The organism is Nocardia sp. NPDC046473 (genome assembly GCF_040645995.1).
Lineage (GTDB): Bacteria > Actinomycetota > Actinomycetes > Mycobacteriales > Mycobacteriaceae > Nocardia.
On record NZ_JBEYZJ010000006.1, the window covers coordinates 328,979 to 344,580 of the forward strand.

A 15,602-nucleotide genomic window follows, 5' to 3' on the forward strand; every position below is an offset into this window, starting at 1 on the left:
GGTCGGCAAGCGTTAGAGGTACCGGCCTTCGTTGCCGGTCGGCTGGCCTCGCGTCTCCGCGTACCGGCGCAGCGACTCGACCTGTAGCGCGTCCAGCGACGGCCGGACCGTCGCGCGGGCCGCCGCCACATCGGCCGCGGTGACGTCGGCGGCGTCGAGGTCGCGGCGCATCGCCGTGAGCGCGGCCTCGCGCAGCAGCGCGGCGCAGTCGGCCGCGGAGTAGCCGTCGAGCTTGCGGGCCAGTGCGGCGAGGTCGACGTCGCGGGCCAGCGGCACCGAGCGCCCGGCCGTCCGCAGGATCTCCAGCCGGGCCGCGCCGTCCGGTGGCGGCACGAAGACCAGTCGTTCCAGCCGGCCTGGCCGCAGCAGCGCCGGATCGATCAGCTCCGGCCGGTTGGTCGCGCCGAGCACCACCACATCGCGCAGCGGTTCCACCCCGTCGAGCTCGGTGAGCAGCGCGGCGACCACCCGGTCGCCGACGCCGGAGTCGCCGCTCTGGCCGCGCCGCGGCGCCAGTGCGTCCACCTCGTCGAGGAAGATCAGCGACGGCGCGGAATCGCGTGCGCGCTGGAACAATTCGCGCACCGCGCGTTCGGAGGAGCCGACCCACTTGTCCATCAGCTCGGCGCCCTTCACTGTGTGCACGCTGAGCTGCCCGGTGCTCGCCAGGGCCCGCACCAGGAAGGTCTTGCCGCAGCCGGGCGGACCGTAGAGCAGCACGCCGCGCGGCGGGTCGATGCCGAGGCGGGCGAACGAATCCGGGTGGCGCAGTGGCCATAACACCGTTTCGGTCAGCGCCTGCTTGGTTTCCACCATGTCGCCGACCTCGTCCAAGGTGAGGCTGCCGATGGCCAGTTCGTCCATGCCCGAACGCGATAGCGGCCGAATCACTTTCAGTGCGTCGACCAGATCCGGTTGGGTCAGTTGCGGATCGGTGTGTCCCCTGCTGGCCCGTGAGGCCGCCCGCAGTGCGGCTTCCCGGCACAGCGCGGCCAGGTCGGACACCACGAATCCCGGTGTGCGCGCGGCGATCTCGTCGAGCTTCAGCTCGGCCGTGGGGACTTTGCGCAGCAACTGCTCCAACAGCGACTTGCGCACCGCGGCGGTGGGCAGCGCGAGGGCGAGTTCGCGGTCGCACAGATCGGGCGCGCGCAGCCTGGGGTCGATCCCGGCGGGGTGCGCCGTGGTGGCGAGAAAGGCGACGCACGGCTCGGCGACCGCGGCCCGCAGCTGATCGAGGATGAGGGTGGCCACCGGCTCGGCCTGCGCGGGCAGCAGTGCGTCGATATCGGTGATCAGCAGGATGCCGCCCTGGCCGGAACAGACGTCGGCCACCGCCTCGGCCACCGCGCGCAGTCGGGTGCCGCTCTCGGCGGCCCCGATCGTCGGGCCGTCCAGCTCGACCATCCGGCGCGGCGCGGTGACCGCGCGGGCCAGGGTGGCCTTGCCGACGCCGGCCGGGCCGGTGATCAGGACGCCGAGATGCGGTGTGGCGCCGAGGGTTTTGAGCAGTTCGGGCTCGTCGAGGGCGAGGCTGAGCCACTCCGCAAGCTTCGTTGCCTGGCTGTGCGCACCCGCCAGATCCTTGACGGTGATCTGCGGATCGGTATCCCGAATGGCCGCGCTCCGGCTATCCGATGCGCCGTTCGCGGCCGCCGCACCATCGAACGCGGCCGCCTCGGTCGCGGCACGGGAGGCCTCGCCCGACGGGATCGGGCTACCCGCCAGCGCCCGGTCGGCGGCGTCCCTGGCCGCGACCACCCCGGCGCCCCAGACGACCGCGGTGTTCGGCTGCACGCTGACCGGGCCGCGCAGATCGGTCGCGGTGACGGTGAGCAACTCGGTGGTCCACGCGATCCCGAAGGTGCGCGAAAGTGCTTGGGAGGCAGCGGCGGAGCTGATCTCCGGGCCGAGATCGCGGGGCAGCAGCGAGACCGTGTCACCGACGGTAACCACCTTGCCGAGCAGCGCCTGGCGCAGCGTCGCCGCCGGAATGGTGCGGGTGGCGTGCACCGAGCCGCTCACCGAGATCTGCTTGGCGCCGTACACCGTCACCGGCGCGACGACCACCGTCGCGTCCTCACGCAGGCCCGCGTTGGACAGCGTCACGTCATCGAGCAGCGCGACCCCGGCCGGGGTGTCCGCCGGGGCCACCCCGACCACCGCCGCGGTGCGCCGCGCACCGACCAGCGCGATGCCGTCCCACTCACGCAGCCCGAGCGCGGTCAGCGCCTCCGGGTGCAGCCGCACCACGCCGCGGCGGGCGTCGGCAGCGGACGGATTGAGCCGAGCGGTGAGCGCGAGTTCTGCCACCGTGCCATTCTGCCGCGCCGACGCAAGGTCGTGGCCGGGGATGGCGGGTGCTACTAGTTCTTCGGGACGATCCCGGCGGCCTGGGCGACCGTGGTATCGGCCACGCTGCCGGACAGACAGACCAGCTTGGCGGTGCCGAGCGCGACATTCGGGCTGCCCGCGAACTTGCTGTCCGGGTGGGCCGCGAGGATCTGCTCGATCACGGTCTTCTCCGCCTCGGTATCCAGCTTCTTGAACTCACCGCAGGTGGTCTTCGCCGGATCGGTGGCCGCGGGTGCGCTCGGTTGCGCGGTGGCGGGCGCGCTGTCCGGCGTGCCGATGCTCGGCGCGGCGGCCGCGGACGGCGACCGCGGCGCCGCGGTCGCGCTCGCGCTCGAGTCGCCTTTGCGTAATCCGTTCGCGTCGGCGGCATCGTTCGAGGACTGGCCGCAGCCTGCCAGCAGCAAAGCCACCGTCCCGGTGACCAGGACGATGGCGGAAGTTCGCTTCATACCGTGCTTTCCCCGGTGGATGTGTGTCTGATTAGCACCGGAGCACCCGGCACGTCGGGTGCAGCGTACCGGGTGCGCGGGGTTTCAGTGGATGTGTGCCTGCCAGTCCGCGGGCACCCGGCCGCGCGGGCCTGGCGCGCCCTGGTCGGCCGGATGGCTGGTCGGCGGCGTGAGTTCCGGTCCGTCGCCGTACATTTCCTCGGTCGTGAAGTTGTAGTACCAATCCTCGCCCGGCTCGAAGCTCTGAATGAACGGGTGGCCGGTCTCTTTCGCGTGCAGGCTGGCGTGCTGGGCGGGCGAGGTATCGCAACAGCCGATGTGGCCGCACTGCGCGCAGCGGCGCAGATGTACCCACCAGCCTTGCGCGGCATCGCATTCCACGCAGCCCGCACCGCTTGGCGGCACCGCGGTGTCGATGCCCTCGAGCTCCTGCGTCATCGTTGACCTCCTGAAGTGGTTTCCGGTTCGGGCTGATTCTGCTCCGCCAGATCGTCGGGCGTGCGGTTCAGCGGCAGCCAGACGGTGAATCTGGTGTTGCCCGGCTCGGAATCGACCTGGATGTCGCCGTCGTGCTTGTTCACCACGATCCGGAAGGAGATGTCCAGGCCGAGACCGGTGCCCTCGCCCATCGGCTTGGTGGTGAAGAACGGCTCGAAGATGCGGCTGCGCACGTCCTCCGGAATGCCGGGGCCGGTATCGCCGATTTCGATTACGGCGCAATCGTTTTCGTGCCTGGTGCGGACCGAAAGGGTGCCCTGGCCGCCCATCGCGTACACCGCGTTGTCGATCAGGTTGGTCCACACCTGGTTCAATTCCGCTGCGTAGCAAGGCACCTGGGGCAGCGAGCGGTCGTACTCCTTGACCACCTCGACTCCGTCGCCGATCTTGCGGCTGAGCATCACCAGTGTGCTGTCGAGCAGATCGTGGATGTCGACCACCTGGAACGGCGCCCGGTCCATCTGCGAATACTGTTTGGCCGCATTGACCAGTGACGAGATGCGCGTGGTGGAGTCGGCGATCTCGTTCATCATCAGCTCGGTCTCGATGGTGTAGTTCAACCAGCGGATCGCGCCCTCGAACACCTTTTCGGTACAGCCCTCGAGCGTGGCGGACACCCGCTCCAGCCAGTCGACATCGAACCCGGCCTGCACGAAGTTCGGTGCGAGGCTCCAGCCGTCGCCGATGTTGTGTTCCTCGAGCCACTCGCCGAGCACGTCCTCCCGATCGGCGGCCTCCATCGGCGTCAGCTCCGGCGCCTTGGCCACCTGGGCGGCCGCCTCTTCCTGCAGCCGCACCAGCGCGCCGAGGGAGGCGGTGTCGAACTTGCCGTCGGCCATCATGGCCAGCTTGTGCCGCATGCCCGCGACCCGCTCGCGCAGGCCGGAGGTGGCCCGCACCGCGGCGGCGGCCGGATTGTTCAGCTCATGGGTCAGACCCGCCGACAGCGAGCCGAGGGCGAGTAACCGCTCGCGCTGGCCGACCCGCGCATTGGCGTTGCGGTTGCCGAAGAACACACCCTCGAGTAGGTGCACCGCCATCGGGAACCATTCGTTCATCATCTGGGCGAAGATGGTGGCGTCGAGCACGAAGAACCGCGACGGCACCGTCACCTTCAGCGATCCGTTGTAGGTCTGGTCGACCTTGTCACCGATATAAGCCATCCAGGCGCCCGAGTAGGCGCCGTGGTGCTGGGTGCGGACCAGCTCGATCTCGGTGCCGCCGGAGAGCTTGGTCAACACGACCTCGCCCTCCATCAGCACGTAGAAGCAGGTGGCCGGTTCGCCCTCGCGGAAGACCAGGCCCGGCTCGATGGTTTCGATGCGCCCGTCTCGGCACAGCCAGTCCAGCTGTTCGTCATTGAGCTTCTCGAACAGGAACAGGGTGCGCAATTCCGCTGGGTCGCAAACCATTCGGCTGCTGCGGTCCGCGTTTTCCGTTGAATTCATTTGCCAGCCTCCTGTTTAGGCTAGGTACCGGTGCACCAGCATGACCGCCATCGCACCCTCACCGACCGCCGACGCGACGCGCTTGGCCGAATCGGCGTGCACGTCGCCCGCCACGAAAACGCCGGGCACGTTTGTCTCCAAATGGTGTGGCGGACGGGGCAATTCCCAGCCCGCCGGCCGCGCGCCGTCGATCATCAGATCGGGCCCGGCCAGCACATAACCGGCCTGGTCGCGCTTGACCATGCCGTCGAGCCAGTCGGTTTGCGGTGCGGCGCCGATGAACAGGAACAGGCGCTCGGCCTCGGCCTTTTCCTCGTTGCCGGTCTCATTGTTGCGCAACACGATCTGCTGCAGGTGCTCGTCGCCGTCGGCGGCGATCACCTCGGTATTGGTGTGCACCTTGATATTCGGCAGCTGCGCGATCTGCTGGACCAGGTAGTGCGACATCGAGTTGTCCAGTGAGCCGGCCCGCACCACCAGATGCACCGTTTTCGCGTTGCGCGACAAGAACACCGCCGCCTGGCCCGCCGAATTCGCGCCGCCGACGATATAGACGTCGCGGTCGGCGCATTCGGAGGCCTCCGTCATCGCCGAGCCGTAATACACACCGCGCCCGGTGAAGTCGTCGACGCCGCGGGCGGGGTGCCTGCGGTAGTCGACGCCGGTCGCGATGATCACCGTGTGCGCGCAGAGCTTGCCGCCGTCGGCGAAGCGCACCGTGCGCGCCGAACCGTTCACCTCCAGCGCGACCACCTCGCGGGTGGTGATCACCTCGGCGCCGAACTTCGCGGCCTGCCGCCGCGCCCGGTCGGCCAGCTGGCCGCCGGACACCCCGTCCGGGAAGCCGAGGTAGTTCTCGATGCGCGAGCTCTGCCCGGCCTGGCCGCCGGTGGCGGTGCGCTCGACCAGCACGGTGCGCAGGCCCTCGGAGGCGCCGTACACCGCGGCGCCGAGGCCGGCCGGTCCGCCGCCGACCACGATCAGGTCGTAGAAGTCGCCCGTCGCGTTGACGGTGAGCCCGACGTTCTGCGCGAGCTCGTTGTCCGACGGCTGCACCAGGGTGTCGCCCGCCGCGGTGATCACCACCGGGCAGCGCTCGGGATCGGCGCCCGCCGCCTCCAGCAGCCGCGCCCCCTCCGGCTCGTCGGCCAGGTACCAGCGGTAGGGCAGTTGATTACGGGCCAGGAACTCGCGCACCTCCGAGGAGCGCGGTGACCAGCGATTGCCGACCACCTTGGTCTCGGTGACCGGCCGGTGCTCGCTGCCGCGCCAGGCGTCGAGCAGGCCGTCCAGCACCGGATACAGCTTCTCCTCCGGCGGATCCCACGGCTTGAGCAGGTAGTGGTCCAAGTCGACCACGTTGATCGCATTGATCGCGGCGCTGGTGTCGGCGTAGGCGGTCAGCAGCACGCGGCGCGCGAACGGGTGCAGGTCCATCGCCTGCTCCAGGAATTCGATGCCGTCCATGCCCGGCATCCGGTAGTCGGCGATCAGGACGGCGACCGGCTGGCCGCGCAATTTCATCTCACGCAGTGCGTCGAGCGCCTGGGCGCCCGATTCCGCGCGCAGAATCCGGTATTCGGCGCCGTAGCGGCGCCGCAGGTCGCGCACGACCGCGCGGGAGACACCCGGATCGTCGTCGACGCTCAGGATGGCCGGTTTCGTGGCAGCGGGTGAAGTCACCTAACGAGTATGAATCCTCGGTGCAAACCGTGTCGTCGGTGTTTCACTCGTGGCGGACAAGCCGGTCACAACATGTCGTGCCGGATCAGGTCGAGTTCGTTGGGGGTGAGCAACCGCTCGAGTTTCTCGGCGGCGGGGCCGCGGGCGGGCGGGCCGCCGTCGGAGTCGTCGGCGGGCAGCAGCGGCACATGGTCGGCATGTCGCCGGTGTAAGAGGGAGCGCAGGTTCACGGCCGATCACCTCACGTTGGACGGAAGATATCTGGAGGCAGTGTCTTTGCTTCTTCTATCCGGCATTGTGCGCTGGCCATTACCGAGATCGATGGACAACATGCGGAATGTGACCCAACTGTCTTCCCGATTAAAATGTGCATTACCCATCACACGCGCTCGGCCGGACACCAGTCGGCTCGCTCGCATGGATCCCGGAGGCCGCGTTGCCGAAGAATCTCGAAGCCGTCATTGATATCGCCGCCCCGCCGGACCGCGTGTGGGCGGTGGTCTCGAACCTCAAGCGGATGCCCGAATTCAGCCCGCAGTGCGTGCGGATGCTGCCGCTCGGCGCCCCGAAGGCCGGTACCTGGGTGCTCAACCTGAACACCGACGGCAAGAAATACTGGCCGACCACCGCGCGCATCGTTCGATACGAGCCGAACCAGGTGTTCGCCTTCAAGATCAACGAAAATCGCTCGATCTGGAGTTACACGCTGGAGCCGACCGAGCACGGCACCCGGCTGATCGAGCGGCGCGACGTGCCCAATGGCGTCAGCTGGTTTTCCCGCAGGTCGATCAATGCCGCGCTCGGTGGTGAGCTGCCGTTCGAGGAGGAATTGGTCCGCGGTATGAACGAGACGCTCGGCAAGATCAAGACCGTGGTCGAGGCGCACAACTAAGTTCGCGTGTTCGCGCTCGGGTGCCCTATCAGGTGCGTAGGTTGCGAGTATGCGACGAATGACGCGCTGGCCCACGCTGGTTGCCGCACTCGCGGCGGCCACTGCGGTGGTGACCGGTTGTGGTAGCTCCGATTCGGGACCCGAGCGCGAAGTCACCGTGGTCGGCAGCGGTCAGGTGCGCGGCGCACCCGACATCCTGAATGCCGACATCGGCGTCGAGGTGACCGCCGACAACGTCTCGGCCGCGATCTCCCGCGCGAACGACCGGGCCAAGGCGATGACCGATGCCATCGTCGGCGCGGGTGCCACCAAGGAGGACGTGCGCACCACCGACGTCTCGATCCAGCCCCAATACGCGGGCGGCACGGACAGCAACACGGTCGTCGGCTACCGCGCGAACAACTCGGTCCGCGTCGTCGTGCGGGACCTGAGCAAGGCGTCCGGTGTGCTGGACAGCGCGATCAAGGCCGGTGGCAACGAAACCAGGCTGCGCTCGGTGTCTTTCGCGATCGACGACAATTCGCAGCTGCTCGCCGACGCGCGAGCCCGCGCGTTCGCGGACGCTAAGGCCCGCGCCGAGCAGTACGCGGTGCTCGCCGGGGTGAAGCTGACCAAGGTCATCACCATCTCCGAGGCGAACAGCCGCGACGACAGCGCCAAGATGTCCGCGCGGGACGCCGCACCGCAGTCGGTGCCGCTGGAACCGGGCACCCAAACGGTGACCTTCACCGTGAAGGTCACCTGGGGGCTCAGCTGAATCGCGCGGGCGCGGGGTGCTGAATCGCGCGGGCGCGGGGTGTTGAATCGCGCGGGCGCGGGATGCTGAATTGTGTGGGCGCGGAACCGAATTCGCGCGGATCTGGTTGAACTAAACCGTGATCGCGTACTTCGGCAACGTCACCACCTGCGCCGCATAGGAAAGCCCCGCACCGAACGCGATGAGCAGCGCGGTGTCGCCCGGCTTGGACTGCCCCTTGCGCAGCATCGCCTCCATGGCCAGCGGGATCGACGCGGCCGACGTGTTGCCGGTCTCCTCGATGTCGTTGGCCAGCGCGCAGTTCTCCGGCAGCTTCAGCACCCGCGCCATGATCTCGATGATCCGGCCGTTGGCCTGGTGCGGAATCATCGCGTCCAGGTCGTCGGTGGCCAGGCCGGCCCGGTCGATGGCGTCGCGGCACACCTTCTCCAGCGAGTGTGCGGCCCAACGGAATACCGCCGTGCCCTCCATCGCCAGGTAGGGGCGCACCGCGTCGGTGCCCTTTTCCTCGATCTCGCGGAAGAACTCGACCCAGTCCTTGTCCTGCCGGATCGCGTGATGCTGGGTGCCGTCCGAGCCCCACACCGTCGGGCCGATGCCCGGCTCGTCGGCCGGGCCGACGATGACCGCGCCCGCGCCGTCGGCGAACAGGAACGCGGTCGAGCGGTCCTTCGGGTTGATGGTGTCGGTCAGCTTCTCCACGCCGATCACCAGCACGTGCCCGGCCGTACCGCCGCGGATCAGGTCCGAGGCCAGCGCGAGCGCGTGGCAGAAGCCCGCGCAACCGGCGGAGACGTCGAAGGCGGCCGAGCCGTTCATGCCGAGTTCGGTCGCGATCCGCGGTGCGGCGGCGGGGGTGAGCAGCAGGTGGGTGGACGTCGCGACGATCACGCAATCGACCTGATCGACCGCGATTCCCGACGATTCCAGTGCGCCCTGCGCGGCGGCGACGCTCATGCTCTGGACGGTTTCCGACTCACCGGCGAAGCGCCGGGTCTTGATCCCGGACCTCGTCTGGATCCACTCGTCGCTCGAGTTGATCGGGCCCGCCACCTCGTCGTTGGTGACGACCCGGACCGGGCGGTATACGCCGAGCCCGAGGATCGCCGTGTGCTCTGCCCCGGTGGTCTGGGCGATTCGAGCAGCCATGTGCGTCTCCTATGTACCTGCGGCACCGCCGCCGGGTTGTCCCCGAACCTTCGAAATGGATCCCTCATCAGCCACCACCTACGGAGCCGTAGACATGAGGCACCCTCATATTAGCCCGAGAATCGGCGTTTCGCCGTGCGTATTCTCACAAACCCTGGGTATATGCCGGTTAGCATGCTGAATGCTCAGTCCAGCGTGCCCCAACTATGTGTCTGCATCCTTACGGTTCGGCGGACGGCAGGCGCGGATTGCGAGGACACCATGCTCGGTCTCGGGATTATCGGGTGGATCATCATCGGCGGTCTGGCCGGATGGATCGCCAGCAAGATCATGAAGACGGACGCTCAGCAGGGCATCCTGCTGAACATCGTGGTGGGTGTCGTCGGCGGTCTGCTCGGCGGCTTCCTGCTGAAGCTGCTCGGCGTCGACGTCGAAGGCGGCGGCCTCTGGTTCAGCTTCTTCACCTGCATCGCCGGTGCGGTGATTCTGCTGTTCCTGGTCGGTCTGGTGACAGGACGTCGAGTCCGAAGCTGACGACACCGTGCCACAGGCTCCTTTCCCGTAAGGTGTGAACGCTTGCGCCGGTCTGATGCTCGACGGCGCGATCCGACTGCATCTAGCACGAAAGAGGAGCCTGTGGCCCGCCGTCCCACGCCGCCCGGCACGCCTGAACGCACCGGAGTCGGCCACGTCGCCGACCTGGTTCGCAACGCGATTCCCCCGCTGCATCCCGCCGGGCTGCCGTTCGTCGCCGCACCGCTCGCGGTCGCCGTCCTCGGCGGCAAGCGCAAGTGGGTGCGCCGGACGGGCCTGCTGGCCGCCGCCGCGTGCGCGACGTTCTTCCGCCACCCGAATCGGGTGGCGCCGAGCCGCCCCGGCGCCGTTGTCGCGCCGGCCGACGGCGAGGTCGCCCTCGTCGATACCGCCGCGCCGCCAGCGGAATTGGGCCTCGGCGACCAGCCGGTGCCGCGGGTGAGCATCTTCCTTTCCGTGCTCGATGTGCACGTGCAGCGCACGCCGGTGTCCGGCATCGTCCGCACGGTGCTGCATCAGCCGGGCCAGTTCCGTTCGGCGGATCTGCCGGAGGCCAGCTCGGTGAACGAGCGCAACACCATGGTGCTGGACACCCCGGCCGGACAGCAGGTGATCGTGGTGCAGATCGCGGGCCTGCTGGCCCGCCGCATCGTGTGCGACGCGAAGGTCGGCGATGTGCTGACGATCGGCGACACCTACGGCTTGATCCGGTTCGGCTCGCGCGTGGACACCTATTTCCCGGCGGGCACCGAGCTGCTCGTCGAGCCGGGGCAGCGCACTATCGGCGGCGAGACCGTCCTGGCGGTGCTCGGGTCCACCTCATCCGCCGCTTCATGATGGAGGCGGCTGCTCCGACCCAGCGACAGCGCCGCCGCCCGATCCGGCTGCTGCCGAGCGTGGTGACCATTCTGGCGCTGTGCTCCGGACTGTCCGCGGTGAAGTTCGGCCTGGACAATCGCCTCGATATCGCGCTGGCGATGATCGGCGCGGCGGCGGTGCTCGACACGCTCGACGGTCGGCTGGCCCGAATGCTGGACGCCACCACCAAGATCGGCGCCGAACTGGATTCGCTCTCCGATGCCATCTCCTTCGGCGTCGCGCCCGCGCTCGTGCTCTACGTGACGTTGCTACACACCGAGACCGCGGGCTGGATCATCGCGCTGCTCTTCGCGGTGAGCATCGTGCTGCGGCTGGCCAGGTTCAACACCCTGCTCGACGACGACACCCGGCCGGAGTGGTCCCGCGAATACTTCGTCGGGGTGCCCGCGCCCGCGGCGGCGCTCATCGCGATGGTGCCCGTCGCGTTGTCCGTGCAGTTCGGTGACGGCTGGTGGGTCGGCTTCTACGGAGTCGCCGCGTGGACCGTGCTCGCGGCGGCCTTGGCCGTCAGCACCGTGCCCACGCTGGCCATGAAGTCGGTATCGGTGGCGCCGCAGGCGGCCGCCGGACTGCTGGTGCTCGTCGCGCTGGCCGCCGCGCTGCTGGTCACCTATCCGACCGTGCTGCTGCTGATCCTGGTTGCGCTGTACCTGGTGCACATCCCGTTCGCCTGGCATTCGCAGCGCTGGGTCGCCGCCCGCCCGGAGACCTGGACGCACAAGCCCGCCGAGCGGCGCGCGCAACGCCGGGCGCAGCGTCGCCCGGTGATCCGGCGCCCCGCCATCCGCGGCTCCACCGCCCGGCTGCGTTTGCGCAGGCCAGGCGGCAGGCAGCGGGACACCAACGACCTGTCCCGCTGACGCTGTTTCCTACTGGGATTTCTTAAGGTCTTGAAAAGCCAGGGCGAGAATGCTCTTGGAGCATGGGCACTCTGGCAGCAGTGGGTGGCTTCGGCTTCAGTGGATGGGGTATCGGCGGCTTCGGTGCCGCGAGATTCGGCCTGAAGCGGTTGCTCGGCATCGCGGATTCGGCGAGGGCCGAACGTATGCGGCTGCCCGCACGGGCGAGCGGTACGGTCATATCCGGTGGGTGGGCGCGGAAGAAGGTAGCGGTGGAGCCGGACGGGTTGGGCGTATTCGTGACGCATCGTCCCCGGCTGTTCGCACTCGCCTACCGGATGCTCGGCTCGGCCGGCGAGGCCGAAGACGCCGTGCAGGAGACCTATCTGCGCTGGGATGCCGCCGACCGCAGCCGAATCCGATCCGCCGAGGCCTGGTTGACCACCGTGCTGGTGAATCTGTGTCGCACCTGGCTGGTTTCGGCGCGAGCGCGCCGGGAGACCTATGTCGGGCCGTGGCTGCCCGAGCCGGTGTCCACCGAGCTCGGTGAGCTCGGACCTTTGGAGACCGTCGAAGAACGCGAGCTGGTTTCGTTCGCGCTGCTCACCGCGCTGGAGCGGTTGAGCCCGGTCGAGCGGGCCGTGTTCGTGCTGCGTGAGGCGTTCGGCTACGCGCACCGCGAGATCGCCGACATGCTCACCATCAGCGAGGCCAACTCGCAGCAGGTCTATCGGCGGGCCGGGGTGCGGGTGCGGGAAGGCCGGGCGCGCTTCGACATTCCGAACGAGTACGCCGGTGAGCTGATCAAGCGGTTCCTGAAGGCGGCGCGCACCGGGGACATCGAGTCGCTGGAGCAGATGCTGAGCGCCGATGTCGTCTCGATCGCGGACGGCGGCGGTCAGGTCAACGCGGCCCGGCGACCGGTCGTCGGCGCGACGAAGGTCGCGCGGTACCTGTCCGGCCTGTTCCGGTGGGAGGTGCCCGGCATGGAGATCTTCATCGAGGAGGTCAACGGCGCGCCCGCCGCGGTGGCCCGGGCCAACGATGTGCCCGTGGCCGTCGTCGCGGTGGAGTTGGTCGACGGCGCGATCGCCACGCTGCGGCTGGTCGTCAATCCCGCGAAGCTGGCCTATTTCGCCAGGTCGGCGGGGTCGTCGAGGTAGCTCCGCGCAAGAGTGACGTGCTTCACGGCCCGTAGTTGTCAGGGATCGTGGCGCTGTTCGGTCTAAAGGGTGTCGGCCGATCGAAAAGGAGCCACATCATGACCGGACAGCATCGGATCGTTGTACTCGGCGCCGGATACGCGGGCCTGGCGGCAGCGGGCCGCCTCGCGAGCAAGGCGCCTGACGCCGAGATCACCGTCGTGGACGCGCGCGCCCACTTCGTCGAGCGGGTACGGCTGCATCAACAGGCGGCTGGGCAACGGATTTCGACATGGGATCTGCGGGAGCTGTTGGCGAGCAAGAAGATCCGCTTCGTGCGTGCTCGTGCGACGGATATCGATACCGAGGGCAAGCGGGTATTGCTGGACACCGCAACGGCTCTCGACTACGACACTCTCGTATACGCACTGGGTAGCATCGGCGACCCGAACGGTGTTCCCGGCGTAGCGGCACATGCCTACTCGGTGTCGACGCCCGAGGATGCGGACCGCTTCGAGGCTCCGCATGGCACCGTCGTTGTTGTCGGCGCGGGGGCGACAGGGATCGAACTTGCCGCGGAACTGGCTGAATCGCAGCATGATTCGCGTGTTGTGTTGCTCAGCCCCGAGGAGCCCGGTGCGTGGCTGTCGCCGCGGGCGCGGGCGCATATCCGCCGCGTACTCGAGCGGCTCGGTGTCGAGATCCGTTCGGATGCCAAGGTGATCGAGGTGACCGACGGTGGGGTACGGCTGGCCGACGGCACATTGCTCGAGTCGGCCGCGACCGTGTGGACCGCAGGCTTCGCGGTGCCGGATCTGGCTGCGCGAGCAGGCCTTTCGGTCGACGGCGCGGGTCGGGTGCTGACCGGCCCGTCGTTGCGGTCGATCTCGCACCCGGACGTCTACGCGGCAGGCGACAGCGCGGTGATCGCCGGTCCCGGCGGCCGGGAACTGCGGATGGCCTGCGCGACCGCGCTGCCCACCGGCAAGTACGCCGCCGACGCCGTTGCCGCGCGACTGCGCGGCGTGGAGCCGGGGCAGCTGCGGTTCCGGTACGCGTTGCAGTGCCTGAGCCTCGGCCGCCGGGACGGGCTCATCCAGTTCCTGCACGCCGACGATGCGCCGGGACGAACCGTGCTGACCGGCCGCACGGCGGCCTGGGTGAAGGAACGGATCGTGCGCGGCGCGGGGTGGGCCGCTCGACCCTGAATTCTCGTGTCGCCGAGGTGCTTTCCGGGCGCCGGTGCCGTTTCCGCACCGGCGTCCGACATCGTCAACTCGGGGTTGACGATCGCAAATCGTCAACCTATCGTTGACGGCATGACCATCCCATACCGCCTCGACGATCTGATCGACGGCATCAAGAAAGCCCGCCCCGACAACGTGCTCGACCAACTGTCCGACGCAGTGGTCACCGGCAATCATCTCGGCGAACTGGCCGATCACCTGATCGGCCACTTCGTCGACCAGGCCCGCCGGGCCGGCGCCTCGTGGACCGACATCGGCTCGAGCATGGGCGTCACCAAGCAGGCGGCGCAGAAGCGTTTCGTGCCGAAGGGACCCGGCGATGTGGCCCAGGCCGCCCTGATGGATCCCAATGCGGGCTTCGCCAGGTTCACCGACCGGGCCCGTTCGGTGATCGTGGCCGCGCAGGAATCCGCGCGCACCACGAATCATCAGGAGATCAAAACCCCGCACCTGGTGCTCGGCCTGCTGGCCGAACCCAACGGCATCGGCGCGAAAGAGATCCTCACCAGCGGCATCACCCTGGACACGGTGCGCGCCGCCGCGCTCACCGCGCTGCCCGCGGGCGAAGGCGATGTGCCCCCGCTCATTCCGTTCGATCCGGACGCGAAGAAAGCCCTGGAGCTGACCTTCCGCGAGGCACTTCGCCTGGGCCACAACTACGTCGGCACCGAACACATCCTGCTCGCGCTCCTCGAACAGGAGAACGGCAACGGCCTGCTCACCGGGCTCGGCATGGACAAGGCGAAGACCGAGGCGCACATCGTCGAACTGCTCTCCGCGTTCGTCGCCGACCAGCAGTGAGCCGCGGGCGGCCGGCGTCGGTTCGCAGACGGATCCGCTACCTGCGCAACGGATTACGTGCGGTCAATGCCGCGCGGATGCGTAGGCGGCGGATGCTCCGGGCATGCGGCACGACCGGGCGGCAGGCCGAGCAGCACCAGCTCGACCTGCCACAGGCCGCCTGAACCTAGGCGCGTCCGCGCAGCCCGCCGCCCCAACTCGGCCACTGCGCTTGGGGTTTCGGCTCGGAAACCAACGACGCGCGCTCGATATCGGTGACGTACAGCGGTAGTCGAGGCGCCAGCTCGTCCAGTAACACGAGCGTCTTTCCGCCCTGCGCCGCCCGGTACTCGACCATGGTCAGCCCGACGAGTTGCAGGAATCGCACACGCCCGTGCGGAGTTTCGATGCTGCCGAGTTCTGGATCGACGGTGAAGCCGACGGCGTGGATGGTGGAATTCGGCCGGTCGGCGGCGATCGGCCCGTTCGCCTTGATGGTGTGCCCCGGCTCGAACCACTTGCCGGACTGGAAGACATAGCGGGCGAGATTCTGCAGGAAGTTCACGGGCCACACCGGCGGCTCGGTGTCGGTGGGCTCGCGGACCAGCCGGAACGTGAACTCGAACCCCCAACCGGACTCGTCGGGGTTGTCCCACTCCTTCTCGTACAGCTCGGTCATTCCGTAACTGATGTAGTGCCAGTGCGGTACCGGTTCGGTGCGTGAGTACGCGCTGATCCCGTCGAGCGGATCGGGCCCGCCGAGCGACCAGCGGTGATCGGTGGCCCAATGGAAAGGTTCGATATCGCCGTACAACGGCCGTAGCGCGCCGTCGATGGCATTCCAGCCGGGTGCTTCACTCACCAACCCACCATATGCGGAACCTCCGCATCCGCTCCGGCCATGCGCGGCTGCGGACGGACTTCGTCCGGCTGCGCAGATCCGGTTCACC

16 protein-coding genes are annotated in these 15,602 nt (G+C 68.5%); 8 read left to right on the forward strand and 8 right to left on the reverse strand.

The features are described 5' to 3' along the window. Positions 1 to 12: 12 nt before the first annotated feature. The 6 genes from ABZ942_RS23020 to ABZ942_RS23045 form a co-directional block, all read right to left on the reverse strand. A complete protein-coding gene (locus ABZ942_RS23020; protein ID WP_357385143.1) occupies positions 13 to 2,313 on the reverse strand; it encodes an AAA family ATPase in 2,301 nt (766 codons plus the stop codon). Positions 2,314 to 2,366: 53 nt separating this feature from the next. Beyond that, the gene (locus ABZ942_RS23025) at positions 2,367 to 2,804 is read right to left on the reverse strand and encodes a hypothetical protein (RefSeq protein ID WP_357385145.1); all 438 of its coding nucleotides are present in this window, start codon (positions 2,802 to 2,804) and stop codon (positions 2,367 to 2,369) included. An 84-nt stretch (positions 2,805 to 2,888) separates the two neighbouring features. Beyond that, entirely contained in the window at positions 2,889 to 3,242 is a 354-nt protein-coding gene (locus ABZ942_RS23030) for a UBP-type zinc finger domain-containing protein (RefSeq protein WP_357385147.1), read from the reverse strand. After that, the gene (locus tag ABZ942_RS23035) at positions 3,239 to 4,750 is read right to left on the reverse strand and encodes an ATP-binding protein (RefSeq protein ID WP_357385149.1); all 1,512 of its coding nucleotides are present in this window, start codon (positions 4,748 to 4,750) and stop codon (positions 3,239 to 3,241) included. The genes ABZ942_RS23030 and ABZ942_RS23035 overlap by 4 nt, the downstream gene beginning before the upstream one ends. Positions 4,751 to 4,765: 15 nt before the next feature. Further along, positions 4,766 to 6,433 carry an FAD-dependent oxidoreductase gene (locus tag ABZ942_RS23040; RefSeq protein ID WP_357385151.1) on the reverse strand — a complete coding sequence of 556 codons (1,668 nt, stop codon included), beginning with the start codon at positions 6,431 to 6,433 and terminating at the stop codon, positions 4,766 to 4,768. Positions 6,434 to 6,498: 65 nt separating this feature from the next. Next, on the reverse strand, positions 6,499 to 6,663 hold the full coding sequence (locus tag ABZ942_RS23045; protein WP_357385153.1) for a hypothetical protein: 165 nt from the start codon (positions 6,661 to 6,663) through the stop codon (positions 6,499 to 6,501). Positions 6,664 to 6,869: 206 nt separating this feature from the next. Here ABZ942_RS23045 and ABZ942_RS23050 point away from each other — a divergent pair, with 206 nt between their 5' ends. Both ABZ942_RS23050 and ABZ942_RS23055 read left to right on the forward strand, forming a co-directional pair. Continuing rightward, the gene (locus ABZ942_RS23050; RefSeq protein WP_357385869.1) at positions 6,870 to 7,325 is read left to right on the forward strand and encodes an SRPBCC family protein; all 456 of its coding nucleotides are present in this window, start codon (positions 6,870 to 6,872) and stop codon (positions 7,323 to 7,325) included. 49 nt (positions 7,326 to 7,374) lie between these two features. Then, complete coding sequence (locus tag ABZ942_RS23055; protein ID WP_357385155.1) at positions 7,375 to 8,082, forward strand: SIMPL domain-containing protein; 708 nt, start codon at positions 7,375 to 7,377, stop codon at positions 8,080 to 8,082. Positions 8,083 to 8,193: 111 nt separating this feature from the next. Here the strand turns inward: ABZ942_RS23055 and ABZ942_RS23060 are convergent, their stop codons facing one another. Beyond that, the gene (locus ABZ942_RS23060; RefSeq protein ID WP_357385157.1) at positions 8,194 to 9,231 is read right to left on the reverse strand and encodes a beta-ketoacyl-ACP synthase III; all 1,038 of its coding nucleotides are present in this window, start codon (positions 9,229 to 9,231) and stop codon (positions 8,194 to 8,196) included. A 261-nt stretch (positions 9,232 to 9,492) separates the two neighbouring features. On the opposite strand from ABZ942_RS23060, the gene ABZ942_RS23065 reads away from it, so the two are divergent. The 6 genes from ABZ942_RS23065 (at position 9,493) to ABZ942_RS23090 (ending at position 14,673) form a co-directional block, all read left to right on the forward strand. Beyond that, positions 9,493 to 9,765: a GlsB/YeaQ/YmgE family stress response membrane protein gene (locus ABZ942_RS23065; RefSeq protein ID WP_357385871.1), complete on the forward strand. Its 273-nt coding sequence runs from the start codon at positions 9,493 to 9,495 to the stop codon at positions 9,763 to 9,765. Between the two features lie 102 nt (positions 9,766 to 9,867). After that, complete coding sequence (locus ABZ942_RS23070) at positions 9,868 to 10,602, forward strand: phosphatidylserine decarboxylase (protein WP_357385158.1); 735 nt, start codon at positions 9,868 to 9,870, stop codon at positions 10,600 to 10,602. Further along, the gene (locus tag ABZ942_RS23075) at positions 10,602 to 11,504 is read left to right on the forward strand and encodes a phosphatidylcholine/phosphatidylserine synthase (protein WP_357385873.1); all 903 of its coding nucleotides are present in this window, start codon (positions 10,602 to 10,604) and stop codon (positions 11,502 to 11,504) included. Before ABZ942_RS23070 ends, ABZ942_RS23075 begins: the two co-directional genes overlap by 1 nt. Positions 11,505 to 11,566: 62 nt before the next feature. Continuing rightward, positions 11,567 to 12,646 (forward strand): RNA polymerase sigma-70 factor, encoded by a 1,080-nt coding sequence (locus tag ABZ942_RS23080; protein ID WP_357385160.1) that lies wholly within the window; start codon positions 11,567 to 11,569, stop codon positions 12,644 to 12,646. Between the two features lie 98 nt (positions 12,647 to 12,744). Beyond that, positions 12,745 to 13,833, forward strand: a complete 1,089-nt coding sequence (locus ABZ942_RS23085; protein WP_357385162.1) for an FAD-dependent oxidoreductase — start codon at positions 12,745 to 12,747, stop codon at positions 13,831 to 13,833. A gap of 111 nt (positions 13,834 to 13,944) precedes the next feature. Then, complete coding sequence (locus ABZ942_RS23090; protein ID WP_357385164.1) at positions 13,945 to 14,673, forward strand: Clp protease N-terminal domain-containing protein; 729 nt, start codon at positions 13,945 to 13,947, stop codon at positions 14,671 to 14,673. A 166-nt stretch (positions 14,674 to 14,839) separates the two neighbouring features. On the opposite strand, the gene ABZ942_RS23095 is transcribed toward ABZ942_RS23090, so the two are convergent. Next, positions 14,840 to 15,514 carry a suppressor of fused domain protein gene (locus tag ABZ942_RS23095; RefSeq protein ID WP_357385166.1) on the reverse strand — a complete coding sequence of 225 codons (675 nt, stop codon included), beginning with the start codon at positions 15,512 to 15,514 and terminating at the stop codon, positions 14,840 to 14,842. Positions 15,515 to 15,602 lie beyond the last annotated feature (88 nt).